This window comes from Roseibium sp. Sym1, from assembly GCF_027359675.1.
In the GTDB taxonomy this organism is placed as follows: Bacteria; Pseudomonadota; Alphaproteobacteria; order Rhizobiales; family Stappiaceae; genus Roseibium.
On sequence record NZ_CP114786.1, the window covers coordinates 4,649,634 to 4,675,602 of the forward strand.

The 25,969-nt window shown below is 61.6% G+C and carries 19 protein-coding genes and 1 pseudogene; 12 read left to right on the top strand and 8 right to left on the bottom strand.

Annotation, left to right across the window (positions count from 1 at the left end; all coding sequences use genetic code 11):
- Positions 1–134: 134 nt before the first annotated feature.
- The 4 genes from O6760_RS21305 to O6760_RS21320 all read right to left on the bottom strand — a co-directional run bounded on the left by O6760_RS21305 (position 135) and on the right by O6760_RS21320 (position 4,706).
- Positions 135–887, bottom strand: coding sequence for a DeoR/GlpR family DNA-binding transcription regulator (locus tag O6760_RS21305; RefSeq protein ID WP_269581695.1), 753 nt, complete (start codon positions 885–887; stop codon positions 135–137).
- Positions 887–2,572, bottom strand: coding sequence for an ABC transporter permease subunit (locus tag O6760_RS21310; RefSeq protein WP_269581696.1), 1,686 nt, complete (start codon positions 2,570–2,572; stop codon positions 887–889). Before O6760_RS21310 ends, O6760_RS21305 begins: the two co-directional genes overlap by 1 nt.
- Positions 2,569–3,609, bottom strand: a complete 1,041-nt coding sequence (locus O6760_RS21315) for an ABC transporter ATP-binding protein (RefSeq protein WP_269581697.1) — start codon at positions 3,607–3,609, stop codon at positions 2,569–2,571. The genes O6760_RS21310 and O6760_RS21315 overlap by 4 nt, the downstream gene beginning before the upstream one ends.
- 89 nt (positions 3,610–3,698) lie before the next feature.
- Entirely contained in the window at positions 3,699–4,706 is a 1,008-nt protein-coding gene (locus O6760_RS21320) for an ABC transporter substrate-binding protein (protein ID WP_269581698.1), read from the bottom strand.
- A 206-nt stretch (positions 4,707–4,912) separates the two neighbouring features.
- Between O6760_RS21320 and hisN the strand changes: the two genes are divergently transcribed.
- The 6 genes from hisN to O6760_RS21350 all read left to right on the top strand — a co-directional run bounded on the left by hisN (position 4,913) and on the right by O6760_RS21350 (position 12,314).
- On the top strand, positions 4,913–5,701 hold the full coding sequence (gene hisN / locus O6760_RS21325) for a histidinol-phosphatase (protein WP_269581699.1): 789 nt from the start codon (positions 4,913–4,915) through the stop codon (positions 5,699–5,701).
- Between the two features lie 451 nt (positions 5,702–6,152).
- Positions 6,153–7,586 carry a glyceraldehyde-3-phosphate dehydrogenase gene (locus tag O6760_RS21330; protein ID WP_269581700.1) on the top strand — a complete coding sequence of 478 codons (1,434 nt, stop codon included), beginning with the start codon at positions 6,153–6,155 and terminating at the stop codon, positions 7,584–7,586.
- A 92-nt stretch (positions 7,587–7,678) separates the two neighbouring features.
- Positions 7,679–8,959 carry a flavin-dependent oxidoreductase gene (locus O6760_RS21335; RefSeq protein ID WP_269581701.1) on the top strand — a complete coding sequence of 427 codons (1,281 nt, stop codon included), beginning with the start codon at positions 7,679–7,681 and terminating at the stop codon, positions 8,957–8,959.
- 152 nt (positions 8,960–9,111) lie between these two features.
- Positions 9,112–10,326 (top strand): 6-phosphofructokinase, encoded by a 1,215-nt coding sequence (locus O6760_RS21340; protein ID WP_269581702.1) that lies wholly within the window; start codon positions 9,112–9,114, stop codon positions 10,324–10,326.
- A 630-nt stretch (positions 10,327–10,956) separates the two neighbouring features.
- Positions 10,957–11,355, top strand: coding sequence for a hypothetical protein (locus tag O6760_RS21345; protein WP_269581703.1), 399 nt, complete (start codon positions 10,957–10,959; stop codon positions 11,353–11,355).
- Positions 11,355–12,314, top strand: a complete 960-nt coding sequence (locus O6760_RS21350; RefSeq protein WP_269581704.1) for a tyrosinase family protein — start codon at positions 11,355–11,357, stop codon at positions 12,312–12,314. The genes O6760_RS21345 and O6760_RS21350 overlap by 1 nt, the downstream gene beginning before the upstream one ends.
- Before the next feature lie 78 nt (positions 12,315–12,392).
- Here O6760_RS21350 and O6760_RS21355 read toward each other — a convergent pair whose 3' ends face one another.
- The 3 genes and pseudogenes from O6760_RS21355 to O6760_RS21365 all read right to left on the bottom strand — a co-directional run bounded on the left by O6760_RS21355 (position 12,393) and on the right by O6760_RS21365 (position 14,323).
- A complete protein-coding gene (locus O6760_RS21355; RefSeq protein WP_269581705.1) occupies positions 12,393–13,334 on the bottom strand; it encodes a DMT family transporter in 942 nt (313 codons plus the stop codon).
- Positions 13,335–13,421: 87 nt separating this feature from the next.
- Complete coding sequence (locus O6760_RS21360; protein ID WP_269581706.1) at positions 13,422–13,715, bottom strand: hypothetical protein; 294 nt, start codon at positions 13,713–13,715, stop codon at positions 13,422–13,424.
- Positions 13,712–14,323, bottom strand: a pseudogene (locus O6760_RS21365) (tyrosine-type recombinase/integrase). The gene O6760_RS21360 and the pseudogene O6760_RS21365 overlap by 4 nt, the downstream one beginning before the upstream one ends.
- Before the next feature lie 203 nt (positions 14,324–14,526).
- Between O6760_RS21365 and O6760_RS21370 the strand changes: the two are divergent.
- From O6760_RS21370 to O6760_RS21385, 4 genes are all read left to right on the top strand, one after another.
- A complete protein-coding gene (locus tag O6760_RS21370) occupies positions 14,527–15,576 on the top strand; it encodes a DUF1214 domain-containing protein (RefSeq protein WP_269581707.1) in 1,050 nt (349 codons plus the stop codon).
- 18 nt (positions 15,577–15,594) lie between these two features.
- Entirely contained in the window at positions 15,595–17,493 is a 1,899-nt protein-coding gene (locus tag O6760_RS21375) for an alkyl sulfatase dimerization domain-containing protein (RefSeq protein ID WP_269581708.1), read from the top strand.
- Between the two features lie 67 nt (positions 17,494–17,560).
- Positions 17,561–18,559 carry a DUF1214 domain-containing protein gene (locus O6760_RS21380; protein ID WP_269581709.1) on the top strand — a complete coding sequence of 333 codons (999 nt, stop codon included), beginning with the start codon at positions 17,561–17,563 and terminating at the stop codon, positions 18,557–18,559.
- Positions 18,560–18,751: 192 nt separating this feature from the next.
- Complete coding sequence (locus O6760_RS21385) at positions 18,752–19,609, top strand: hypothetical protein (RefSeq protein ID WP_269581710.1); 858 nt, start codon at positions 18,752–18,754, stop codon at positions 19,607–19,609.
- A gap of 516 nt (positions 19,610–20,125) precedes the next feature.
- Here O6760_RS21385 and O6760_RS21390 read toward each other — a convergent pair.
- Entirely contained in the window at positions 20,126–23,806 is a 3,681-nt protein-coding gene (locus tag O6760_RS21390) for a vitamin B12-dependent ribonucleotide reductase (RefSeq protein WP_269581711.1), read from the bottom strand.
- A gap of 639 nt (positions 23,807–24,445) precedes the next feature.
- On the opposite strand from O6760_RS21390, the gene O6760_RS21395 reads away from it, so the two are divergent.
- Together O6760_RS21395 and O6760_RS21400 are read left to right on the top strand one after the other, a co-directional pair.
- Entirely contained in the window at positions 24,446–25,174 is a 729-nt protein-coding gene (locus tag O6760_RS21395) for a response regulator (protein ID WP_269581712.1), read from the top strand.
- A gap of 219 nt (positions 25,175–25,393) precedes the next feature.
- Positions 25,394–25,780 (top strand): NADH:ubiquinone oxidoreductase subunit NDUFA12, encoded by a 387-nt coding sequence (locus O6760_RS21400; protein WP_269581713.1) that lies wholly within the window; start codon positions 25,394–25,396, stop codon positions 25,778–25,780.
- The last annotated feature ends 189 nt before the right edge of the window (positions 25,781–25,969 follow it).

Sequence of the window (25,969 nt, forward strand, 5' to 3'; positions counted from 1 at the left end):
GCGAACCTCTTTCAAGACCGGTCATGCAGAGACGGTATCGTATGGCCGTATCCGATTGCGCAGCCACATGCAGGTGCCGGACAGTTATGCCGTGATGTGCAATTGGCTCCCGCCTGTCGAGTGTCTTGCGGTTCTCAGTTCACGACGTCCATGCCGGCTTGGCGAAAGGCCGCTATCTCTTCTGCCGAGGCCGCCTTGTTTGTCACCAGCCTGCCGATCTCTCCAGTTTCCCAGGACTGAACCCTGCTGGTTTTGCCAAGCTTGCTCTGGTCGGCCAGGATGACTGTCTGTTGGGCCTGTGCCGCCATGGCGATGGAGATTTCGGCTTCCTGCAGGTCGTAGAAGAACGCGCCCTTGGTCGGATGCACGGCGACCGGAGCCGAGAAGCACAGGTCGACCCGGAACCGGCGGATCTCGGACAGGGTAAGCTCGCCCACCGTTGCCGGGACGTCGGCGGCCATCCGGCCACCGAGCAGCAGCACATCCTTGCCTGCCCCCTGCAGCGTGGTGGCAATATCGATCGAGTTGGTGATCACAGACAGATCCGACAGCTTGGCCAGTTCACGGGCAAACAGGGCTGTGGTGGTGCCCGCGTCCACAAGGATTGTCTGCCCGGGCTGGATCAGACCGGCGGCCTTGCGGGCAATCTCGGACTTTGCCCGTATCTGTTTCGTCATCCGTTGGCGGAAGGGCTCCTCCGACCGCGGCTCTGGCAGGACCGCGCCGCCGTGGACGCGGTTGACCTGTCCGGATTGCTCGAGGTCCAGCAGGTCGCGGCGCACGGTCTCGCGAGAGACGTTCAGCATTTGCGCCAGGTCGTTGGCGCTCACCTGCTGGCTTGCGTTCAGCATCGACAGGATGAGCCGGTGACGTTCCTTTGCCCACATCAGGCCGACCCCTTGATCCGGTTGCGGTGTCCCATCAATGCCAGCGTTCCCTTCATGCCCAGGAGCGCGATGCTGACGACAGCCATCACGCAGGTGGAGAAGGCCGCCGCCTGCGAGGTCAGGCCGGCATCGTCAAGCCGCATGATCGTGACTGCCGCGACGCTCAGGTCCGGTGTGGTGAGGAAGACGACCGCCGACAGGGTCACCATGGATCGCATGAACAGGAAGTAGAACACCGAGACGAGCATGGGCGCAATGAAGGGCGCGACGATATCGACGGCTGTTCGCGCAAGGCCTGCGCCAAGGCTGTCCGCCGCTTCCTCAAGTGCGCGGGGCAACTGGCGGAAGCCGGTCATCACCGTCAGAAAGCCCTGTGTGTGATAGTGGTAGAAGTTGACGATCGCGATGAGGGCGGCCGTGCCATAGAGAAGGTAGAGCGGCGTCGCCGTTGAATTGAAGGTCAGGATATAGGCAAGCCCCAGAACCATCCCGGGCACCGCGGCCGGCATGGCGGCCAGCATCTGGATCGGCTGGGCCACACTGCGTGGAAGGCGGCGCAGGCCCAGGCACAGCAGGAAGACGGCAAGGGTTCCACCGGCCGCTGCCATCAGCGATATCACGATGGTTATCCAGAGCGAGGAATAGCCACCGGCGAGCGTGATGTCGTAGTGCTTGAACGACAGGGCCATGTTGTAGGGCCACAGGGTGACGAAGCTTGCGTAGACGACGATGCCGATGACCGCGACGATCCCGGCGCAGATCACCAGCGACAGGAAGGCCATGACCGTGTCGCGGACCGGCGCGAAGGATGGCCGGTACGGTACCTGGCCGGCGGGCTGTCCATGCTGTTGCCGTTTCATCGCCTGGCGCTCGATGGCGTAGGAAATGACGGTCGGCAGCAACAGCATGATGCCGACCACGGCCCCCATGTTGAAGTTCCGCTGTCCGACCACCTGGGAGTAGATTTCGGTTGCCAGAACCGAATAGTCCCCGCCGATCACCGCAGCGTTGCCGAAATCGGTGATCGTGATCGTGAAGCAGACGAATGCCGCGTTCAGGATCCCGAAGCGTGCCGCGGGCAGGGTCAGGTCGCGGAACTGGCGTGACGGCGAGGCGCCGATGACTTCCGCTGCTTCGTAGACGCGGGCATCCAGCAGGACCAGCGCCGCTCCGATGATCATCACCGCCTGTGGCAATGCGTAAAGCGTGTTGGCGATCAGCAGACCCCAGAACCCGTAGATCTCGATCTCGACACCCAGGGCGCGGCTGAGAACACCGTTGCGCCCCAGAAGAAAGATAAGCCCGAGTGCCTGCACCAGGGACGGTGCCAGCAGCGGCAGGACAATCACACCGCGGATCAGCCACTTGCCCCGGAAGGCGCAGCGATGGAGCCCGTGCGCGATGACGAAACCCAGGAAAACGCTGAGGAGCGTCGTCGCGCCTCCCATGATCAGGGAATGTTCGGTCGCGCGCCAGAAACCCGTCGAGCCCAGAACCCGCGTGTAGTTGGCAAGCCCATAGCCGTCATCAACCGTCAGGGAGCGCAAGAACACGATCGCCATCGGGTAGAGGAAAAAGAGGACGAGCCCGAGCAGCGGCAGTCCGACACAGACAAGCGTCAGCAGTCGGTCCGCATCCGGTTGTCTGCTGCGCACGGACGTGATCATCGGCTCCACAGCGCTCATGCGTGGGTCCCGGCCGGCTCGCGGGCCATGTCGTCAGCCACCCAGGTGCAGGCCTCCGGCGGTATGTTCACATTGACGCGGTCGCCTTCGCGATAGGGATTGCTTCCGTGGGTCTCCACGACCAGCGGGCCAATTGCGCTGTCCACCTCGAGCCGCCGCAGATTGCCGAGGAAACTGATACTTCGCACGGTGGCGCTGCCTTCCTGCGCCGGGGTCAGGCCGATCTGTTCCGGGCGTATGCAGGCAACATGTGCCGCGTCCGTCTCCTCCGGTCGATTTGCCATCAGATCCGGAAATGCGCGACGGATCGGGTCGGCGGGGACGAGGTTGCTGATCCCCATGAAATCCGCGACGAAGCGCGTTGCCGGACGGTGATAGAGATCTTCCGGCGTTCCAGCCTGCACCACGACACCGTGGTTCATGCAGATGATCTTGTCCGCCAGCGCCAGCGCCTCTTCCTGGTCGTGCGTCACCATCAGGGTCGGAATGCCGAGCGAACGCTGAACCTGGCGGATCTCGCCGCGAAGTTCCGCCCGCACCTTCGCGTCCAGCGCGGACAGGGGTTCGTCCAGCAGCAACACGCGCGGGTCGACGGCGATGGCCCTGGCCAGCGCGATGCGCTGCTGCTGTCCACCAGACAATTGACCGGGAAACTTGTTAGCGACCTGTGGCAACTTCACCAGTTCCAAAAGCTCGGTCACGCGCTGCGAGATCTCGGGTCGCGGCGTGCCACGTATCTTCAACCCGTAACCGATGTTCTCGGCCACCGTCATGTTGGGAAAGAGCGAGTAGGACTGGAACACGATCCCGAAACCCCGCTTGCGTGCGGGAAGGTTCGAAAGCGCTGCCCCCTCCAGAAGGATTTCGCCGTTGTCCAGATCCGACAGCCCTGCGATCAGCCGCAGGAGCGTCGTCTTTCCGCAGCCCGACGGGCCCAGCAGGCAGACGAATTCCCCACGGTCGATCTCGATCGAGACATTGTCGAGCGCAGTGAAGGACCCGAAGGTCTTGGTGGCGTTGCGGACGGTCAGATACACGGCGGGTCAGGTCTCCTGTCATGGGGACGCGCGCCTCCGGTGAAGGCCCGCGCGCAGGCCGGGGCAGCTTTTGCCGCCCCGGGGAACGATCAGCGGCCCAGCTTTTCCTTCCAGGTCTCCTTGACGGCCGTCTGGTTTTGGGCGGCCTCGACGAAGTCGATATCCGCCAGCACGGACGAAATGTCCGCCGGCAGGCCGGCTTTTTCGGCCGCTTGCGACGCATCCACACCCGGAATCGTAATCAATGCCTTGTACTTCTGATAGAGGTCGATGGCCTCGTCCGACATTGTCCAGTCGAGGAAGGCCTTGGCCGCCGCCTTGTTGTCGGAGCTTTCCATCAGGCCGGAAGCTTCCAGTTCATAGCCAACGCCTTCTTCGGGGAAGACCATGGCAAGCGGGTAGCCTTCCTCGATGGACTGCATCGCGGTGAATGCCAGGGAGATGCCGACGGTGTATTCGCCGACCCGGGCGGACTTGCAGGGCTTGGATCCGGACGAGGTATATTGCGCCATGTTCGGATCGACGGCTTCGAGCTGCGCCCAACCGGCCTCTTCGCCCATGGTTTGCAGAACCGCGTTGACGTGCAGGTATCCGGTGCCGGAGGAATTCGGGTCGGGCATCAGCACTTCGCCCTTGAAGTCCGGGTTCTCCAGATCCTTCCAGCTCTTGGGCATGGGCAGACCCTTTTCCTCAAGACGTGCGGTGTTCACGCAAAATGCACCCATGTATCCGATCGGAGCGAACCACTTGCCGTCTTCCGCGCGGAATGTGGCGGGCAGGACATCGGCACCCTTGGCCGCGTAGGGTTCGAGCATCTTCAGGATCTGCGGGTCCATCATGGCGCTGACGGCCCATCCCCAGATCACGTCGGCCTGCGGGTTCCCCGCTTCGGCCAGGAGGCGCGCACCCAGCTTGCCCGTGGACAGGCGCAGCACGTTGATCTCGGTTTCGGGCATCGCCTTCTTGGCTGCCTCGACATAGGCAGCAATCTCTTCTTCCTCAAGCGCCGTGTAGACGGTGATTTCGTCGGCGGAGGCATTTGCCGCCATGCCGACGGCAAACAGCGAAGCCAAGGTGAATTTGGTCCAGGTCTTCATGTCGTCTCTCCTTGTTGATCCACGTGTTCCTTTGCCAGTGCCTGCCCCGGATCGGATCCTCCCGAGACCCATTCTGATTGCCGCGCCCTCTGCGCACGGACTTGGGGATTTTTGTGTAGTCTTGCACTTTTGTGGATTTTGTCTACAGTTAATTTTGCTGGCTAACCGCCTTGGCCGGCCAAAATCCCGCAGACTAAGGACATTTCATGCAGAGCTCCACGACGCTGCCCGACACAGAGATTCTGGCGCGTTTTGCCCAAGGGGTCGCCGATGCGGCCGACGCCATGGCGATGACCTACTTCCGCAAACCATTGGACGTGGAGCAAAAGTCCGACCTCTCGCCGGTCACGCAGGCTGACCGCGCGATCGAGGCGGCCATGCGGGAAAGCATCGCCCAACGCTTTCCCACCCACGGCATCCTTGGCGAAGAGCACGAGGACGCCCGCCTGGGAGCCGACTATGTCTGGGTGCTCGACCCGATTGACGGCACGAAGAGCTTCGTTTCCGGGATGCCGACCTTCGGCACGCTGATCGCCTGCCTTCACAGCGGGACGCCGGAGCTCGGCATCATCTCGATACCGCCGACCGGCGAACGCTGGACGGGACTTCGCGGCAAACCCTCGACATTCAATGGTGCGCCTTGCCGCAGTAGCGGCCGGACCCGGCTGGCCGACGCGATCCTTTACGCGACCACGCCCGACACGTTCGACACGGAAGGCAGCGCGCAGTTCGAGGCGCTCTCAGGCAAGGTCGCCATGCGCCGCTTCGGGGGCGACTGCTACGCTTACGGGCTGCTGGCTTCGGGCCACATTGATCTGGTCTTTGAAATGAACCTGCATCCCTATGACTACATGGCCCTGGTGCCGGTGATCGAGGGGGCGGGAGGCGTGATCACGGACTGGAGGGGCGAGACCCTTGGCCTGCAGTCGGAGGGCAAGGTCCTTGCCGCGGCCAACCCGGCCCTGCACGCCGAGGCCCTTGCCGCCTTGTCCTGACCCGAGAGGGTTCCCAAAAAAACAGCACTCCCTGTTCGAAGGTGGGACCCTTCCGGCTTGAACGGCGCAGTCTCTCTGCCGCCGTGTGGTCGGTGTTTCCCGCGCGCGGTGCTGCCGGTTCAGGAATCGGCTGTCCTGACTCGCGCTGCTGCGCGCCCGGGGCACTAACGGCTTCTACACACGCCCCTGAGTTTGTCTGAGATCTGCATGGATCTGCCTTGCGTTTTTGCGATCAGACCAGGTTTCTCTGCGTTGATTTCCGGTCGTCGGCAAGGTTCCCGAGGTGATGTTCCGGGATGTCGGGACGCGACCCGGAACACTTCCTCATATTTCAATCGATTAGTCTTCAAACGGCTTATGGACATTGCGTTTGTACAAGAGCTAAAAGCCCGTGCGCAGGTTAAAGACTTGCCAATCGGTGCGCTGAAAAGACCATAAGGAGTTGTTGAATATGGCGGCTATGGATAATCACTTCGATAACTGGAAGGAACAACAATCCGCCGCCGAGCAGATGATCCCGCTGGTTGGTCATCTCTACCGTGACTACGGCATCAACATCCGGATTTTCGGACGGCGCCTGCTGAACAACTCCGCAATCGAGATCATCAAGGCGCACCGGTATGCCCTGCAGATTACCGGGCAGGAGCTGGAAGTTTCCAAAAGCCTCGAAATCGTCAAGGCCATGCTCGAGATGGACCTTGCCGCCTCCCGTGTCGACCTCGGCAAGCTGTGTCACCGCTACATGGAGCAGGGCGGCGATGTGAAGAGCTTCCTGGAAGAGCAGCTTGCCGGCATCAACACCGGCAAGACCTCCATTCTGCAGGAACCGCAGGACGTCGTACTTTACGGGTTCGGGCGCATTGGCCGTCTTCTTGCCCGCATGCTGATCGAGCGCGTCGGTGCCGGGAACAAGATGCGCCTGCGCGCAATTGTCGTGCGCGGCGGCAAGGAAGGCGATCTCAGGAAACGCTCCAGCCTGCTGCGGCGCGATTCCGTCCACGGTGCGTTCAGCGGATCGATCACGGTTGACGAAGACCAGAACGCGATCATCGCAAACGGCAACTACATCCAGGTGATCTACGCCAACTCGCCCGCCGAGGTCGACTACACCAAATACGGCATCAAGAATGCGCTGGTGGTCGACAACACGGGGATGTGGCGCGACGAGGACGGCCTCGGCCAGCACCTGAAATGCCCGGGCGCATCGAAGGTCATTCTGACCGCGCCGGGAAAGGGCAACATCAAGAATGTCGTCTTTGGCGTGAACCATGGTGACATTACCGAAGACGACGACATCCTGAGCGCGGCCTCGTGCACCACCAACGCGATCACGCCGGTGCTCAAGGTGATCAACGACGAGTTCGGGGTCGAGAACGGCCACGTGGAAACCATCCACTCCTATACCAACGACCAGAACCTGATCGACAACTACCACAAGGGAGACCGCCGTGGACGCTCCGCACCCTTGAACATGGTGCTGACGAGCACGGGCGCGGCAAGTGCCGTTGCCAAGTGCCTGCCTGAAATGAAGGGCAAGCTGACCGGCAACGCGGTTCGTGTGCCGACCCCCAATGTCTCCATGGCCATCCTCAACCTGAACCTCAAGCGCGAGACGACGGCCGGGGAAATGAACGACTACCTGCGCAGGATTTCCGTGCAGTCCCCGTTCCAGGACCAGATCGACTACACGGCCTCGACCGAGCTGGTTTCCTCCGACCTGGTTGGCTCCACCCATGCCGGCGTGGTCGACAGCCAGGCCACGATCGTCGACGGCAACCGCCTTGTCCTTTACGTCTGGTACGACAACGAGGCGGGATACAGCACCCAGGTGATCCGGTTGATGCAGGAAGTCGCCGGCATGAAATACCCCTCTGTCCCCGCTTGATGCAGGTGCATTTTCCGACGGTTGCGTGCGGTCCCGCCCTGTCGACATGACGGCCGGACGTGCTAATGGGAAAGCCTGATCGGGAGATGTACATGAGCGAACCGAGGGTACTCATCGCCGGCGGCGGGATCGGGGGATTGTCCCTGGCGCTGACGCTGCACCAGATTGGCGTTGACTGCGTCGTCTTCGAAGCCGTGCGCGAGCTGAAACCGCTCGGGGTCGGCATCAACCTGCAGCCCAACGCCGTCCGGGAACTGATGGACATGGGCTTCACCGAGGCCGACCTGGATTCCTTCGGCGTCCCGGCCAGGGAATGGGCCCTGGTGGGCCGCAAGGGGCAGGAAATCTACTCCGAACCGCGCGGCCGCTTCGCCGGCTACAACTGGCCGCAATATGCCGTTCACCGCGGCGAGTTCCACATGGCGCTCTACCGCCGGTTCCGCGATCTTGCCGGCGCGGACAGGGTCCGTGCCGGTCACAGGGCGCAAGGCTACGAGATCAACCCCGACGGCACGGTGACGCTGACCCTTGAGGCAAACGGCGAGCTTGTCCGGGAAACCGGGACGGTGCTGATCGGCGCGGACGGCATTCACTCCGCGATCCGCGCGCAGATGCATCCGGGTCAGCCGCCGATCCACTGGGGCGGTGCCGTGATGTGGCGCGGCACGACCCGGGCGAAACCGGTCAGGACCGGATCCTCCTTCGTCGGTCTTGGAACCCATCGGCAGCGCATGGTGATCTATCCGATCTCGGCACCCGATCCCGACACCGGGCTGGCCCTGATCAACTGGATTGCCGAGGTCACCTATGACGACCCGTCAGAGCACGAGACCATGGGCTGGTTCCGGCAGGTCGGGATCGACGATTTCCTCCACCATTTCAAGGACTGGACCTATGACTGGCTGGATGTCCCGGCGCTGATCCAGGGCTCGGACGTCGCCTATGAAAACCCGATGATCGACCGGGACCCGGTTCCGACCTGGGTGGACGGGCCGGTCGCCCTGATGGGGGACGCCGCCCATGCGATGTATCCGACCGGGTCGAACGGTGCCAGCCAGGCGGTGATCGATGCCCGCACGCTGGGACAGAAATTCATCGAGAACGGGGTCGGGGCCGCTGCGCTCGCCGGTTTTAACGACCAGCTCTGCGGTCCGGTGTCCGAGCTGATCCTGCGCAACCGCGGCGCCGGCCCGTTCGGTCTTCTGAACATGGTCAACGACCGCTGCGAAGGCGAGTTCGACGCCATCGACGATGTCATTCCCGAGGCCGAGCGCAGGGACTTCATGGCGAGATACCAGCAGGCCGCGGGCTTTGCCCGCGACGCCCTCAACGCCGCCGGGCCGACGATCCCGGCCGGCGCGAAGGTGGGCTGACGGTTTTCTGGCGCATGGGCCATGTGCCCGTGGGCCTGATGTGTCCGGTTTTGTCGCCTTGGCCGCGTGGTCAGGCGCTTGTTCGTTGACCGCGGCCGGTGCCGGTCTGTATAGACCGGTTTGGAAAGATGCGGGCGGGAGGAGATGCTCTGATGTTTCACGGCAAGGTACTGGTCGCCCAGGGCGGCGGTCCGACGGCGGTTATCAACCAGTCCATGGTGGGGGCGGTCCTGGAATCGCGCAAGTTCCGCTCCGTCGAACTGATCTACGGCGCCGTGCACGGCGTGCGCGGCATCCTGGACGAGGATTTCTACGATCTGACCCAGGAGACCACCCACAATCTGGAGATGGTCGCCAACACGCCGTCTTCCGCGCTCGGATCGACGCGCGACAAGCCGGATCTGAAATACTGCCAGGAAATCTTCAAGGTCCTGCGGGCGCACCAGATCGGCTATTTCTTCTACACCGGCGGCAATGATTCCTCCGACACCGTTCGCATCGTCAACGACGAGGCGCGCAAGGCGGGTTACGATCTGCGCTGCATCCACATTCCCAAGACCATCGACAACGACCTGGTCGAAAACGACCACACGCCGGGCTTCCCCTCGGCCGCGCGCTATGTGGCCCAGGCGTTCATGGGGATCAATCTGGACAATGCCGCACTGACCGGCGTCTATATCGGTGTCGTCATGGGGCGCCATGCGGGCTTTCTCACCGCCGCCTCGGCCTTGGGAAAGAAATTCTCGGATGACGGGCCGCATCTCATCTACATGCCCGAGCGGACCTTCGAGATCGACCAGTTCCTGAAGGACGTCAAGCAGGTGTATGACCGCCACGGGCGCTGCGTGGTCGCCGTCAGCGAAGGCATCCATGACGGCTCGGGCCAGCCGATCATCGCCAAGCTGGCCAAGGAGGTCGAGCGCGACGCGCACGGCAACGTGCAATTGTCCGGCAGCGGCGCGCTGGCCGACCTTTTGACGCAGAAGGTCAAGGACGCGCTGCAGATCACGCGGGTCCGGGGCGACACGCTCGGCTATATCCAGCGCAGCTTCGTCGGATGCGTCTCCGATGTCGACCAGAACGAAGCCCGCGAAGTCGGCGAAAAGGCCGTCCAGTACGGCATGTTCGGCGACCGCGACGGATCGGTGACGATCAAGCGGACAGGCCACTACTCGGTCGACTACGAACTGGTGCCGCTGGAACGGGTCGCGGGAAAGACCCGGATCATGCCCGACGACTTCATCGCTGCGTCCGGTCACGACGTGACCGACGCCTTCCGGCTGTATCTGCGCCCCCTCCTGGGCAGCGGCATGCCCGACGCCCATCGCCTGCGGCCGAACAAGGTGCCGAAGATCCTGGCGCGGTGACGGGAAACGCCTCAAGCAGGTGAGGGCGGCCCCGCCGCGGCCGGGCAGGCGCAAGCCGGATTGCGCTTGATGGGGCGGAACCCGCGCGACAACATCTCACCGTGGTTCCCCCAAAGAGTGGCAGGGCAATCGCATTTGGCAGAGCATGGCTCCCTCTCTCTGTGGGAGAGGTAAATTTGGTGACTGCGGACAGGAGGTTAGGCTGTAGTGACAAATTAACGACTGGCGTCGTTGGGGTCAGGATCGTTCCTGAACAGGCGGAAAGCGCAAGGAAGTGCAGCGCACTTTCGAGCATTTCCAACGCTTTCAGGGACGATCCTGGACCAACCCCGAAGGGGCCGTCCGAAAATTGGGTCCTTTCAGCGTCGCATGTCGTCGAATATGCCCCGCATGTCCGTCCTCCACGCTCCTTTAAATGACCCAATTTCCGGGCGGCGCTGCCAATCGTTAATTTGTCACTACAGCCTAGTCAAATGCGATTGCCCTGCCTCCGGCCGGCCGCTTCCGTGCAATCAGAAATTATGGTATGCTTGGCACTATATCTATGAGTGTTTCAGGCGCGTGCGATTGTTTTCATAAGCACCCGAAATTTTTTTAAAGCGCATGCCCGCATTTGATTGGGAGGACATCATGAAAAAATCCCGTCGCAAGGGAGAGGCGCCGCGTGTCGCGCTGGATCCCGGCAGTTTTGTGCCGCCAGCGGGCTACAGGCCCGGCAGCGGCCGTCACGGACATCAAAAGAGCTTCACCTCCACGCGCGAGGCACTGCACCGGGGCCACAGGATCAAGGTCAGGACCACCTATGTCATCGAGATCGACGACGAGCCGCTGACCGTCCACACGATGGTCATGGATGACGGCTCCGTTCAATGTCACGGCTTGCCGAACTACGCGTTCACCTCCGCAATCGACATGGTCCGGGCCATTGTCGATGCGGAACGGCTGACGAGTTATGCGCGTGACGATCTCGGCGCAGGCGCGGGTGGCCATGATGGCGCTCACAACGCATCGCACGAGGGAGACAGGTGATGGCCGGAACGCGCGAGAACATCTTCGTCAGCACACAGGTGCGCGACGCTTTTCTTCAGGCCATGGTGGCGCTCGATCAGCCGAACTCCGGCGTGATGGCCAGCGACCTGGCGAATTTCCTGCAAGCCAACAATCTGCCGATGACCATGATTGGAGAGGAGCAGGAGCTTTCGATCTACGACATTTTCGTCTTTTGGCACGTCCTTGCCATGAACCTGGATCTTTCCGTCGGCAATGCCGCCCACGGCGGGCCGATCTTCCTGCCCTGGCATCGCATGTACATGATCCGGCTGGAGCAAATGTGCCAGCAGGTCCTGGGCGATCCAGATTTCGGGCTGCCCTACTGGGACTGGGCCGCGGACGGCGAATTGCCCGTTCAGGAGCAGTGGCGGACGGATCTCTGGTCGGCGGACTATCTCGGCGAGGCGCGCGGCCGGGTCCGCAGCGGTCCGCTTGCGCAAATGCAGGTGCGCCTTGTCGCGGGCGCAAGACGGCGGGAGATTGCCTCGGTGACCCCGAGACCCGTCTTCCGGCAAGCCGGCATGGACCGGCGCTGGCCGGATCTGCCGACGCAGGCCCAGGTGGACGCGGCGCTCGACCAGACCGAGTATGATGTCAGTCCCTGGGGGCGGGGCGTGATCAGCCACCGGAACATCCTGGAAGGCTGGGTCCAGGGGCCGCAGCTTCACAACCGCGTTCACACGTGGATCGGCGGCGACATGGCGCCGGGAACCTCTCCCAACGACCCGGCCTTTTTCCTCAACCACTGCAATGTCGACCGCATCTGGGAACTCTGGATGGGTCAGCACGGACTTGCCTATGCCCCCGGCCGGAACCGGGGTCCGCAAGGGCACAGGATCGACAGTACGATGTTCTCGATCATCGGGCAGGCCCTGACCCCCGAGCAGATTCTCGATCCCTCCGCCTGGTATGCCTATGACCATCAGCTGATCGCGTGACGGGGGATTGTCCGGTTGTTCAGGCGGCGGGGGCGGCGCTGGCCCGAGGCGCGCGCGCTCGCTGCTGAAGGCCGGTATTCATTCCACAAGTGCCTCGTTCCGGGTGCGCCTTTGCGCCTGCAGGGCAAGCCTTTCGCGGTTGAGGGTATAAAGGCCGGTCGCCACGATGATCGCGGCGCCCGCCCAGGTCCATCCGTCCGGCAGCTGCCCGAACACGAGGAAACCATAAAGGGTCCCCCAGATCAGCAGGCTGTACTGGACGGGCGCGACGACAACCGCCTGGGCGGCGTCCAGCGCCATGATCACGAGGGTCTCGCCGATCGCCGCCAGGACGGCCATGGCAAGCAGCAGGCCGAGCTCCAGTGCACCCGATGGCGTCTGCCAGATGAACGGCAAGGGAAGCGTCAGAAGGCCCCAGGACACGATGGCGGTATAGGCGACCGTGGTGCGTGTCCTGTCTTCGCCGGCAAGGATACGCGACAGGACCTGGCGCAGGGCGAAGGCGGAGGCCGCGACGACCAGTAGGAGGGCTGCGGGATGAACGACGCCCATGCCGGGCCGGATGACGAGCAGGGTGCCCAGGAAACCGATCACGACGGCGGACCACCTGCGGATGCCCACCGGCTCGCGCAGGATCAGGGCCCCCATGACGGTGACCATGAAGGGCGCCACGAAGGTGATCGCGACGGCATCGGCAAGGGGAACATAGCCGACGCCGACGATGAAGAGCGTCGCCGAACAGGCCGCCAGAGCGCCGCGTCCGATCTGCAGTTTTGGGTTGGACGATTTCAGGAGGGACCGGCCCTGAAGAGCGATCAGGACGAGTACGCCCAAGAGCAGTCCGCTCTGGCGAAACCACACGATCTGGACGGGATGGACCGTTTCGGTCAGGAACTTTCCCATCGTGTCGACGCCGGAAAACAGGAACATGCCCATTGCCATCAGCGCGATGCCGCGCAGGCTGTCGGTGCGGCGGGCGGACGGCACCTGCCTGTTCTGAATAATCGGGGTGATTGCCATGGGGGAGTCCAATAGAGCAGGGACGGGGATGAGGCGAGGGAAATCTGCCGGGTGGCGGGATTTGGGGTTCGGGGGTGAGGCTGGGTGTCACGCCTGGGCGGTGTCATAGGACACGTTGTGCGAATAAGTGGGGTAGGGATTCAGGTCACACCAATTCGTTTGGAGTGGGGAATTGCGATCACATTCCGTTGCAAGTTCTTCTCCGAGCGAATGACCGCTTTGCAGCCTCAGGTCGGAAGTTTTCAGGATTTCGGTCTGGTCTGCAAAGCTGCCGTTCGCTGCATGCTGATCCAATGCCTTGAAAGGGCGGAGAGCGGACTTTCGTTTCATTTTGAACGAATGACAGTAATGGGCCGGTGTTGCCGCCGGCCACTTCGTCATATCTCTACGCCTTCAGAGATCGTTAGCGCGTCTTCGAGTTCCACGCCGAGGTATCGGACGGTGCTGTCCATCTTCGTGTGGCCGAGAAGAAGCTGAACCGCTCGAAGGTTGCCGGTCTATTTATAGATTTGGGCGACCTTGGTGCGTCTCATGGAATGCGTGCCAAACGCGCTCGGTTCCAAACCGATCGAGCGCACCCAGTCTTTCAAGAGACGAGCGTATTGCCGCGTTGAAATATGCGGGCGATCGTGGAAACGGTCGGGCCAGAGGTATTCGTGGCCGGTCATCACCGGATTGCTGATCCACTCCATAAGGGCCTTGCGGGTGCCCTCGGTGATCTCGAACCGGACCGGCGATTTTGTCTTGCTCTGCAAGATTGAGGTTCGTTCCTTGACAGCGCCAGCCGAGAAAACGTCTGCGACTTTCAGCCGGACCAAATCGCAGCCACGCAGTTTGCTATCGACTGCCATATTGAAGAGCGCCAGATCACGGACGGCGCCAGCCAATTCGAGCCTAACACGGATCGCCCAGACATGCTTTGGGAGCAGTGGCCTCTTCTGACCGATAATGCGACCGTGGTTCCATGCCTTCTTGGCGGGCACCACCATCGGCAAGTTGAAAGCAGACATAGCGGTTGCTCCGAACCACTCCTACCCACCGCAACACTCGTGATATTCGAGCAAGCAATGATATGTCGCTTCCTGGTGAAAGGGGGCAACGGCAGCTTCGAACCCGCTTCAGGCCTTGATCCAGATCAGATACATCTGCCCCAGCCTATGCAATTTTGCGTGTCCAGAAGAGGTGCGAAGCTATGTTCAGAAAGATCTTCACGGCAATCCTCGTCGTGCAGGCATACGCCGGGAGTGCCGGCGCGCAGTCCTTCGGGGACACCCCTGATGCCTTTCTGGAAGCGCGCGAGACCCCGGTCACCCTCAACAATTTTGTGCGGGTCGCGACGGACATAGAAATCGACAAGTACGTCGCGCTCGCGGGCGGTGTGAACCGCTTCTTCCATTTTCGCGAGCCGACGCCCGTGGAAAATCAGCCCACCATCCGGATGAATCGCGACACGCTCTACAGCACGGTAGTCGTCGACATCTCCGAGGGCGCGACGCTCACCCTGCCGGAGGCGGGCCACCGCTACATGTCGGCGATGGTCATCAACCAGGATCACTACATCAACGAGGTCTTCCATGGCGGCGGTACCTACACGCTCGACATGGAGACCTTCGACACCCCCTACGTGATCATCTTCATGCGCACGCTGGTCGATGCCGACGATCCCGACGACGTCGCGGAGGTCAATGCGCTTCAGGACCAGATGACCATCAAGGCGGCGTCTGCCGATCCCTTCATTTTGCCCGATTACGACGAGGAGAGTTTCGAAGGGATCGTCCAGGCCGCGCTGGAGCTTGAACGCTACGCCGCGGGCAGCGCGGGCGCCGCCGGATCAAAAAACGAGGTCAACGCCGTTCTGCATTTTATCGTCACGGCTGCGGGCTGGGGCCTGCTTCCTGAAGACGAGGCATTTTATCTCGGCGTCACGCCGCGACTGCCGGTCGGTGAATACAAGATAGAAGTGCCCGCCGATGTCCCGGTGGGCGCTTTCTGGTCCGTCAGCCTCTACAACGCCAACGGCTTTTTCGAGCCGAACCAGCTCGACGCTTACGTCGTCAATTCGGTTATGGGCGAGCGCAGCGATGACGGCTCCATGACAATCCATCTGGGCGGCTGCGAAGACGGGCGGGTGAACTGCCTGCCGATCATGGAAGGTTGGAACTACACCGTGCGGATGTACCAGCCGGGTCCGGAAATCATCGACGGAAGCTGGACCTTCCCGGATGTGGAGCCCGTGAAATAAACCGAGAGAAAATCAACCATGTGCGAAAAATGCCTGAGCGTGACCCGCCGCGATTTGCTGACGTCCACTGCCGGGCTTGTAGCCGTGTCCGCGACCGGCGCTTTGGTTCCCTCCGCCGCCGCCGCCCGCTCGCCCGGTTCATGGGAGCTCTCGACGTCCACGGCTCAAATCGACGCATACATGGGCGCTCCGGTCGAACTGGCGACAGCAAAGAACGGTGCGATAACCAACAAGCGACTTCTCGACGGGATCGATACCGTTGCCTGGCCCGAACCCACCATCGAAACCCCTGCGGAAGGGGTCTGGGTCTTCGGCGGCTACGGCCTCGCCCCTATGGCGGTGATCGACACCCCGGACGGGCTGATTGCCTTCGACACCGGCGACACCAGGCATGACGGCGAGTTGATGTTTGAGGCGCTGCGCACCGTATCCGACAAGCCGGTCAAGGCGATCATCTACGGTCATTCGCATACCTGTTTCGGGGCAGGCGTCCTGGCCGAGGGGAACGACGATATCATGGTGATCGGTCACCCTGATCTGAACGATGTGGTCGAGAAGAACGCAGGCGGGGCACCAGCCTATTTCCCGGAAATCGGGCCCTATCTGACGGCGCGTGTAATGATCCAGTTCAATACGTTCATGCCCAGCGAGGGACCGGACGCTTGGGTCGTCCCCACCAATCTGGAACCCGACGAGGGCGCCTTCATCCCGGTCAACACGCCAGTCGAGGACGGTCAGGAAATGGACGTGCTCGGTGTAAAAATGCAGTTCTTCACAAAGTACGGCTCGGACGACAAGGTGCACACCACTGTCTGGCTGCCGGAGCGCGAAATCCTGATGACCACCATGTTATGGTCGAGTCCGCCGCAGCTTTACTCGGTGCGGGGCGACGTGTTTCGCGACCCGCGTGAGTGGATCGCCGGTCTCAAGCAGAACCGCGATCTGCGGCCCGAGGTGCTGATCTCTGCCGCCACCCGCCCGCTCGTGGGCAAGGAAAATATCCAGAGGACTCTGGAGGGCTATCTCGACGGTGCGAGCTTCGTGCTCGATCAGAGCCTGCGGGGTATTCTCGGCGGGAAAGGTCCGAACGAACTCCGGCACCTTGTCACCTTCCCCGAGTACCTCAACGAGACGCCGCACAACCTTCAGAATTATGGAGAAATTTCAAGCTACTCGCCCGCCATCCACTATCAATGCGTCGGCTGGTACGACAACGACGCCGCCAACCTGAAGCCGGTCGCCCCGTGGGACGAGGCCGAGCGGATGGTGCCGCTGATGGGTGGGCGAGAGGCGGTGCTGGTGGCGGCGGCGGATGCGATGGAGAAGAAGGAATACGCCTGGGCCGCGCAACTGGTGAATTATCTCTATCGGCTCGACCCGCAAGATGCCGAGGTGCGGCAGGCCAAGGCCGATGCGCTGCGCCAGATGGCTTATGTCGCGACCGGAGCCAATGATCGCGCCCACCTGATGTCGCAAGCCCTGGCGCTGGAAGGCAAGGTGACGCTACCCAAGGTCATCCCGCCCGCCCCCGAGGTCATCGCAGCCGATCCGACGACTTATGTTGACCACTTTCGGATCCGAATTAATCCGGAGCTCAGTGGCAACACCGAAGCGATGATGCGTTTTGACTTCTCAGACGATAGAAGCGTGGGCCTGCACATCCGCCGAGCGGTGGCCGAGTTCGTGGCAGAACCCGACCAGCACTATCGGGATCCTGATCTGGTGCTGAGAATGGCGGGAGAGACGTGGGCCAAGGTCTTTGTCAGCTCAGAGACACCCGAGGCGCTAATCTCCAGCGGAGAAATTGAAGTTATGGGCGATGCAGAGGAAGCTGCACGGCTGATCGATCTTTTCGGCCGCTATATACCTGAAAAAGCTGTGGTCGTGCCTGTTGGGGCGTTGTTCCACAATCACTGAAGCGCTTTGCGCCGTGAACCTGTCAACAGGTAATGGCGCAAAGCGTATTGTCTACGAAGGAAACACCATGAGATTTCTTCTAGCCCTCGCGCTCTGCGCCCCCACCCTCGCATTCGCCGAGGATGTCACTCTCGACAACCTTGTGCGGGCGGAGACGGATCACATGATCCGCGCCAACATGAAGGCCTTCGGGCTGGAGATTGGACAACTCGTTCACCAACGGGAGACGGTTGATGTCGACAACCAGCCGGTGATCCGGATGAACGTGGACACAGTCTACTCCTCGCTGATGCTGGATTTGTCCGAGCCTGTAGGGGTCGCGCTGCCCGAGATCGGCGGGCGCTATCAGTCGATGCAGGTCATCAACCAGGATCACTACATGTTTGTTGAAGCCGCACCCGGCACATACCGCTTGACCGAGAACAGGGTGGGGACCCGCTTCGCCGCCGTGGTGTTCCGCACCTTCATTGACCCGACGGATCCCGAAGACGTAGCCGCCGCCCATGCCGCGCAAGACGGGATTTCCGTTTCCGGCGGAGGCGCGGGTCCGTTTGACGCGCCGGACTGGGACCTTTCGAAACTGGCCACCGCGCGCAAGGCCATGAATGATCTTGCGGCGGATATCGGCTTCAACGCCCGCCATGCCTTCGGGCTCGAAGATGAGGTCCGCCCGGTAGACTACATGGTTGGTGCCATGGTCGGCTGGGGCGGACTGCCGGCGAACGCCGCCATGTATGTTGTCGACAGCGTTGAACAGAACGATGGCGAGACACCCTTCGCCGTGACGGCAAAAGACGTGCCGGTCGATGCATTCTGGTCGATTACCGTTTACAACGCGGACGGATACATGGAACCAAATGAGCTCGGTCGGAACAATTTCAACAACGTCACCGCCGAGCCGAACGATGATGGCTCCCGCACCATTCATTTCGGCGCATGCGATGACGGTCGTATCAACTGCATCCCCATCACACCCGGCTGGAACTACGCCATCCGGCTCTATGAGCCAACAGAGGAAATACTGAACGGTAGCTGGACGTTCCCGAGCTTCGAAAAAGTCAACTGAATACAAGGCAGTTCTTTCCATGCGGCGCCGAATATCCAACAACTGTGCTCATGCGACGAGGGCGGCCGCGATCCTGTTCTCTCCCGCTTCTTGCGGAGTGGGCCGGTCTCTATTGGGTGCAAGACGGAAGCGACTGCGTTTGCTGAAAAGCACAGGTTGCGAGGTATAGCGCCAAGAAAAGGGGTCATTTCGATGCATTTGTTCCAACACGTACTGAATGGTCATTTCAACCTTCGGAATTGTCTGGCGGCCGCAGCAATCGGCGTTCCTTTCGTTTTCGTACCAACGAATGCGACGTTGCACGCAGCTGACTTGCAGGAAACAACAACGCCAATGCAAGAGCCGGTTGAGCGTATCAATCGCACTTGGGAGTTTCTGTTCGCGCCATATTTATTCGGGGCAAACATTACGGGTACCTCACAGGTAGGCCGTCTGCCGAACACGCCTTTAGATGTGGGTTTTGACGATATCCTGAACAATATGCGCTTTGCGGCGATGGCGCGCGCCGAAGCGCTGTACCGCCAGAAAGTGGGCGTGATTGTCGATCTTTCCTACACCAACCTTGGAAACGCCACGGACACGCCTCTGACGGGCGGTCGCGCGCGGTTTGATGTGAAGCAGACGATTATCGAAGGACTTCTGAGCTATCGGGCGTTCGCCGGTCAAAAAGGGTCAGTCGATGTCTACGGTGGTGCGCGCTACTGGGATGTTTCCTTGGGACTGAATGCCACGGGAACGATTGCGGGCAACTTCAACGTCAGCCGCGGAGATAGCTGGGTGGATCCGGTAATCGGTTTGCGGGGCTTCTACCAGATGACCGAAAAATGGTCGGTGAATGCCCGCGGTGATGTCGGCGGCTTTGGTGTTGGTTCTGATTTCACCTGGAATGTTCAGGGTGGAATTGGCTACCACTTCAATGAAACATGGTCGACGCATGTACAGTACAAGGCGCTAGGCGTGGATTTCGACAATGGTCGAACCGGCACCGGAAGCTTTGCCTATGACACGGTCACACACGGTCCGTTGCTTGGGCTTGTAGCGAGGTTCTGAACACGTTGTAGGAAGAAGCATTATAGGTCTGCCGACCGGTTCTGCTAACACAGATAGGGACGGCTTTGGCTGATCCTGAGACTTTGATTTTTACCGCAGCGATTGTCTGCTTTCAGTATCAGATCAGCAAACTGCATTCGACCGAATCTGGGGGCGCAAAGCCGCCACTGATTGGTAAGGTGCCTAATGTCAGCTCCGGGCCGGAACCGCCACCACAATCTGAGCCGATTAGTGTCAGCTGATGACGGTCGGAGTACGTAAGCCGACAAGTCTCTTACCGGCCCCGCTCAAGCATTCGCCAAGACGCACTTCTTGCCCCGTCAGCGCCCGGAGCTGAAAACAGAGCCGCAGACACAAAAAAAACCGCCCACCGTCTCCGGCAAGCGGGTTTTCTTGTTGTCTGGGCGCCGGGAGCCGCGCTGAGGCCGGTGGACTGACCGGCCTGGGCGAACTCCCGGCTAAGCTTGTGTCAGCCGAAGCAATCAGGCCTCCGTTTGAGCGGAGACCTGTTGATCCTTAGCTGCAGCCGCTGGTCGAGCCGCAGGTGTCGCATTTCAGGCAGGTGCCGTTGCGGACCATGGTGAAGTTGCCGCATTCGCCGCAGCTTTCGCCTTCATAGCCCTTCATGCGCGCCTGGGCGATCTGCTGTGCGGCGGTCTTGGCCGGGGCGGTGGAGACTTCCACGGCTGCCGCCGCGCCGCCTTCCGAACCGCGGGCGAAGGCCGTGGCCACCGCCGAGGTCTGCGCCGAGACGGAGCCCGCCAGTTCGACCTTTACCGCTTCGGTGATCTCGCCGGCCGGCTCGGAGCCGGAGACGAGGCGGAAGCGCTCGGTCTGGCCGCGCACCAGGCCGTGGGAGACGACGCCGCCCGAGGAGCCCTTGTCCATGTTCTTGACCGCGCCCGCGCTGACCGGGCCGTTGAAGGCTTCCGGCGGCACATGGGCAAGGTCGTGGCGGCCGAGATAGGAGACCGCCAGTTCGCGGAAGACATAGTCGAGGATCGACGTCGCGTTCTTGATCGCGTCGTTGCCCTGGACCATGCCGGCCGGCTCGAACTTGGTAAAGGTGAAGGCGTCGACATATTCCTCCAGCGGCACGCCGTATTGCAGGCCGAGCGAGACGGAGATGGCGAAGTTGTTGATGAAGGCGCGCAGGGCCGAGCCTTCCTTGTTCATGTCCAGGAAGATCTCGCCGAGACGGCCGTCGTCATATTCGCCGGTGCGCAAGAACACCGTGTGGCCGCCGATCTTGGCCTTCTGGGTGTAGCCCTTGCGGCGTGCGGGCAGCTTTTCCTGTTCGCGTACGACCCGCTCGACGATGCGCTCGACGATGCGTTCGGCGACAACCTCGGCCTTGGCGGCGGCCGGCTTGGCGGCCAGATCCTCGATGGCCTCGTCTTCGTCCTCGTCCTCATCGGCCAGAAGCTGGGCGTTGAGCGGCTGGCTGAGCTTGGAGCCGTCGCGGTAGAGCGCGTTGGCCTTCAGCGCCAGCTTCCAGGACAGCATGTAGGCTTCCTTGCAGTCCTCGACCGTCGCATCGTTCGGCATGTTGATCGTCTTGGAGATCGCGCCGGAGATGAACGGCTGGGCCGCGGCCATCATGCGGATGTGGCTTTCGACCGACAGGAAGCGCTTGCCGATGCGGCCGCACGGGTTGGCGCAGTCGAAGACGGGCAGGTGCTCTTGCTTGAGGAAGGGTGCGCCTTCCAGGGTCATGGCGCCGCAGACATGGGTGTTGGCGGCCTCGATCTCAGACTTCGAGTAGCCGAGGAAGGTCAACAGGTCGAATTCCGGATCCTCCAGCTGCTCGTCGGTGACGCCGAGCGCCTTCATCTGCTCGTCGCCGAGGGTCCAGCGGTTGAAGACGAACTTGATGTCGAAGGCCGACTTCATGCCGTCCTTCAGCTTGGTCAGGCTCTCGTCGGTGAAGCCCTTGGCTGTGAGCGCCGACGGGTTGACGCCCGGGGCCTGGTCGAGGGAGCCGTGGCCGACCGCATAGGCCTCGATCTCGCCGATTTCGGCTTCCGAATAGCCGAGCACGCGCAGGGCTTCGGGAACGGCGCGGTTGATGATCTTGAAGTAGCCGCCGCCGGCCAGCTTCTTGAACTTCACCAGCGCGAAGTCCGGTTCGATGCCGGTGGTGTCGCAGTCCATGACCAGGCCGATCGTACCGGTCGGCGCGATCACCGTGGACTGGGCGTTGCGGTAGCCGTTCTTTTCACCGAGCTCCAGGGCGCGGTCCCAGGCCTTCCTGGCCCGCTCGACGATGATCGGGTCCGGGCAGGAGGCATGGTCGAGGGCGACCGGGTTGGTGTTCAGGTCCTCGTAGCCGTCCGCTTCGCCGTGGGCGGCGCGGCGGTGGTTGCGGATGACCTTGAGCATGTGCTTGGCGTTTTTCTTGTAGCCCGGGAACGAGCCGAGCTCGCCGGCCATCTCGGCCGAAGTCGCATAGGCGACACCGGTCATGACGGCGGTCAGCGCACCGCAAAGCGCGCGGCCTTCATCCGAATCGTAGGAAATGCCGGAGGTCATCAGGAGGCCGCCGATATTGGCGTAGCCGAGGCCGAGCGTGCGGAACTTGTAGGAGAGTTCCGCGATTTCCTTCGACGGGAACTGCGCCATCAGCACCGAGATTTCCAGAACGATGGTCCAAAGCCGGACGGCGTGCTCGTAGTTGTCGATGTCGAAGGAGCGGTCCTCGCGGCGGAACTGCATCAGGTTCAGCGACGCCAGGTTACAGGCCGTGTCGTCGAGGAACATGTATTCCGAGCAGGGGTTGGACGCGCGGATTTCGCCATCGGCCAGGCAGGTGTGCCAGTCGTTGATGGTGGTGTGGTACTGCAGGCCCGGATCGGCGGAGGCCCAGGCGGCATAGCCGATCTGTTCCCACAGCTCCTTGGCCTTGACGGTCTTCAGCACGCCGCCGTTCTTGCGGGCGGTCAGGTCCCAGTCGCTGTCGGCGACGACCGCATTGAGGAAGCCGTCGGTGACGCGCACCGAGTTGTTGGAATTCTGGCCGGCCACCGTCAGGTAGGCTTCACTGTCCCAATCCGTGTTGTAGGTCGGGAAGTCGATCTTGGAAAAGCCCTGTTTGGCGAACTGGATGACGCGCTGGATGTAGTTCTCCGGCACCATCATCTTCTTGGCGGCGCGGATCTCGCGCTTCAGCGCCGGGTTCTTGGCCGGGTCGAAGCAGTCGCCATTGTCGGCCTCGCAATTGACGCAGGCGCGCATGATCGCGGTCAGGTGCTTCTGGCAGATCTTCGAGCCGGTGACGAGGGCGGCCACCTTCTGCTCTTCCTTGACCTTCCAGTTGACATATTCCTCGATATCCGGGTGATCGACGTCAACGACGACCATCTTGGCCGCGCGGCGGGTGGTGCCGCCGGACTTGATCGCGCCGGCTGCCCGGTCACCGATCTTCAGGAAGCTCATCAGGCCGGAGGACTTGCCGCCGCCGGAAAGCTTTTCGCCCTCGGAGCGCACATGGGAGAAGTTGGAGCCGGTGCCGGAGCCGTATTTGAACAGGCGCGCCTCACGGACCCACAGGTCCATGATGCCGCCTTCATTGACCAGGTCGTCGCCGACGGACTGGATGAAGCAGGCATGGGGCTGCGGGTGCTCGTAGGCGCTCTTGGACTTGGTGAGCTTGCCGGTCTGGAAGTCGACATAGAAGTGACCCTGGCCCGGACCGTCGATGCCATAGGCCCAGTGCAGGCCGGTGTTGAACCATTGCGGGGAGTTCGGCGCCACCTTCTGGGTCGCCAGCATGTAACGCAGTTCGTCATAGAAGGCCTGGGCGTCGGCTTCCTTGTCGAAATAGCCGCCCTTCCAGCCCCAGTAGGTCCAGGTGCCGGCGAGACGGTCGAAGACCTGGCGGCCGTCGATTTCCGAGCCGTACTGCTCGTCCTCGGGCAGATCGGCCAGGGCGGCCTCGTCGGCCTCGTGGCGCCACAGCCAGGACGGGACGGTGTTTTCCTCGACCGGCTTCAGCTTGGCCGGCACGCCTGCCTTGCGGAAATATTTCTGCGCCAGGATGTCGGACGCGACCTGGGAGAACTGTGCCGGGACCTGGATGTTCTCCAGCCGGAACACGATGGAGCCGTCCGGATTCCGGATTTCGCTGGTCGCGTTCCGAAATTCGATGCTTGCGTAAGGCGATTGACCTTCCTTGGTGTAGCGCCGCTCGATCCGCATTCTCAAAGTCCCCTTTAGATCCCCGCCGGTTCCCCCGAACCGGACTTTACCGCATCTCACCCGGCGTGGCGTTACCGCCTGCCTCGTTACCGGATGTCGCCCTGCATGCTACAGGCTTGTCGATCCTGTATGTAGCGTATCTCGTATGTTGATCCACTATATATAGTGTTCATCAACAGGTTTGTCACGATATGCGCCGGAAACTCGGCACACAAAAACCCGTCTCCCGGCTTCGGTTAAAAAGACCCGGAACGGTACTCGGATACTGGTGGTTTTGGATGACGGGAGCGCCCGGCAGGGCTTCCGACTACGCACATCGCAATGATTAGGAAACTAATGTAAATGAATTCTTAAGGTCAAGGCGTGAGTGACAACAGGTAGTGCCGAGATTGTGGGCAAACGCAAAATATTGTGTGCCGGTGTGGATAGTGGGGAGCGGAGTGGGGACGGCTGAAGCGCAAGGAAAATAGCGCTTGCTTTCCAGGCGAAGGAGTGCCCGATCCGGCGCTGAGAAACCCTGTGGATGAGGGTAGATCGAATTTTATGAAAATTTGAAGAAAATGGCGCGGACCGATTTCAACCGGGTTTAAGCCGGGTCTGGTTTCATGCGGGCTGGTTAGGGAAAAGGGTCCGCATTTCATGAAACATCACGCCGCATTCGGACTGGCCATGGAGGATATCGATGCTGTTGTCGTTGAAGACAGCAAGCCGATGCAAACGATTCTCCGTTCGATTCTGCTCAGCTTCAAGGTGTCACGGGTGCGGGTCTATGATTCGGTCGATGAAGCACTGGAAGCCAGCCTCGCCGAACCGCCCAACGTGATTCTCACGGACTGGCGCATGGCGCCGACCTCCGGTTACCAGTTCCTGCGCCTGGTCCGGCACCGGCACATGGAACCCCTGTGCTATGTCCCGATCCTGTTCATCACGGCCCACGGAACGCGGCCGCTGGTGGACAAGGCCTTGAGGGCCGGGGCCCATCATGTCCTGGTCAAGCCGGTGTCGCCCTCGACCCTCTACAAGCGCCTGCGCTGGCTTTTGAACGACGACCGGCCGATGATCCTGGAGAATTCCGGCTTCTACAACATCTATGGCATCCAGAAGACCATGGACGACCAGGCCGAAAAGATGCAGTCGCTGGCCGGGGCGCGGCTTCATCACCGAATCGCGGTGCAGAAGCGGGCCGAAGTGGAAGATGCGGTCGAGGCGGCGTTCGACAAGAAAGAGCCCGAGACGCCCAAGGCCTATGCGCGCCCGCGCAAGACCAAGGCCGAGGAAGAGCCGAAGGAAGCGAAGAAGCACTCCGCCGCGGCCAAGCATATCCGCAACGCCAGCTTTGCCGCCGTCAAGGGCGTGAAGATCCACTGAAGATCCGCGCGCTGGCGGCGGCACGCCGGCCGGTCTCCTCCTGACTGCGGCATAGGGACCGGCCCGCGGCAATCCCGCGATTTTTGCTGACTGAACTCTGGACAGACACGGACGTTGACGCCATAGTCCGCAAAACTTCGCGCAGGCCTGCCCGCGCGGAGCGTACGTTCATGTGACCGGCAATTTTGCTGCCGGCAATCAAGGGACCTTCATCGGGCCATGAAAACTCTGCTGCTTGAACTTTTCACCTGGTGGAACAGCCAGACCATGGGCACCCGCTTCTTCACCTGGCGCAAGGGGGAGTTTGTCGGCGAGGACGAGTTCGGCAACAAGTACTACAAGGAACGGGCCGGCAAGAAGCGCTGGGTGATCTACAACGGTCTCGCGGAAGCCTCTTCCATTCCTCCGGGCTGGCACGGCTGGATGCATCACCGTGTCGACACGCCGCCGAGCGAGGAAACCTACCATGCCAAGCACTGGCAGCAGGGCCACAAGGCGAATCCGACAGGCACGCCCGCGGCCTACCGCCCGCACGGCTCGATCCTGACCCCGGAAAAACGCCCGGATGTCACCGGCGATTACGAGGCCTGGACGCCGGGCAACTGATCGGCGCAAGACTGCATATTTGGATTGGAGAGCCCCGCATGCGCGGGGCTTTTTTGTTGTCGTTTCTTATCGTCATCCCATGGCTTGACCCACTGCTGTCCGGTTTAACTCGGCTCAGTTACAACAGGTCATTGATTTCTTGTCGATATTTACGCTTCTCCCGATCCGGGACACGCAGTGCCTTGCCAC

Bases quoted from the DNA above. Each gene is read 5' to 3' on its own strand.
- O6760_RS21305 (WP_269581695.1), bottom strand. From the start codon at position 887: ATGTGGGCAAAGGAACGTCACCGGCTCATCCTGTCGATGCTGAACGCA.
- O6760_RS21310 (WP_269581696.1), bottom strand. From the start codon at position 2,572: ATGAGCGCTGTGGAGCCGATGATCACGTCCGTGCGCAGCAGACAACCG.
- O6760_RS21320 (WP_269581698.1), bottom strand. From the start codon at position 4,706: ATGAAGACCTGGACCAAATTCACCTTGGCTTCGCTGTTTGCCGTCGGC.
- hisN (WP_269581699.1), top strand. From the start codon at position 4,913: ATGCAGAGCTCCACGACGCTGCCCGACACAGAGATTCTGGCGCGTTTT.
- O6760_RS21330 (WP_269581700.1), top strand. From the start codon at position 6,153: ATGGCGGCTATGGATAATCACTTCGATAACTGGAAGGAACAACAATCC.
- O6760_RS21335 (WP_269581701.1), top strand. From the start codon at position 7,679: ATGAGCGAACCGAGGGTACTCATCGCCGGCGGCGGGATCGGGGGATTG.
- O6760_RS21340 (WP_269581702.1), top strand. From the start codon at position 9,112: ATGTTTCACGGCAAGGTACTGGTCGCCCAGGGCGGCGGTCCGACGGCG.
- O6760_RS21345 (WP_269581703.1), top strand. From the start codon at position 10,957: ATGAAAAAATCCCGTCGCAAGGGAGAGGCGCCGCGTGTCGCGCTGGAT.
- O6760_RS21350 (WP_269581704.1), top strand. From the start codon at position 11,355: ATGGCCGGAACGCGCGAGAACATCTTCGTCAGCACACAGGTGCGCGAC.
- O6760_RS21355 (WP_269581705.1), bottom strand. From the start codon at position 13,334: ATGGCAATCACCCCGATTATTCAGAACAGGCAGGTGCCGTCCGCCCGC.
- O6760_RS21360 (WP_269581706.1), bottom strand. From the start codon at position 13,715: ATGACGAAGTGGCCGGCGGCAACACCGGCCCATTACTGTCATTCGTTC.
- O6760_RS21370 (WP_269581707.1), top strand. From the start codon at position 14,527: ATGTTCAGAAAGATCTTCACGGCAATCCTCGTCGTGCAGGCATACGCC.
- O6760_RS21375 (WP_269581708.1), top strand. From the start codon at position 15,595: ATGTGCGAAAAATGCCTGAGCGTGACCCGCCGCGATTTGCTGACGTCC.
- O6760_RS21380 (WP_269581709.1), top strand. From the start codon at position 17,561: ATGAGATTTCTTCTAGCCCTCGCGCTCTGCGCCCCCACCCTCGCATTC.
- O6760_RS21385 (WP_269581710.1), top strand. From the start codon at position 18,752: ATGCATTTGTTCCAACACGTACTGAATGGTCATTTCAACCTTCGGAAT.
- O6760_RS21390 (WP_269581711.1), bottom strand. From the start codon at position 23,806: ATGCGGATCGAGCGGCGCTACACCAAGGAAGGTCAATCGCCTTACGCA.
- O6760_RS21395 (WP_269581712.1), top strand. From the start codon at position 24,446: ATGAAACATCACGCCGCATTCGGACTGGCCATGGAGGATATCGATGCT.
- O6760_RS21400 (WP_269581713.1), top strand. From the start codon at position 25,394: ATGAAAACTCTGCTGCTTGAACTTTTCACCTGGTGGAACAGCCAGACC.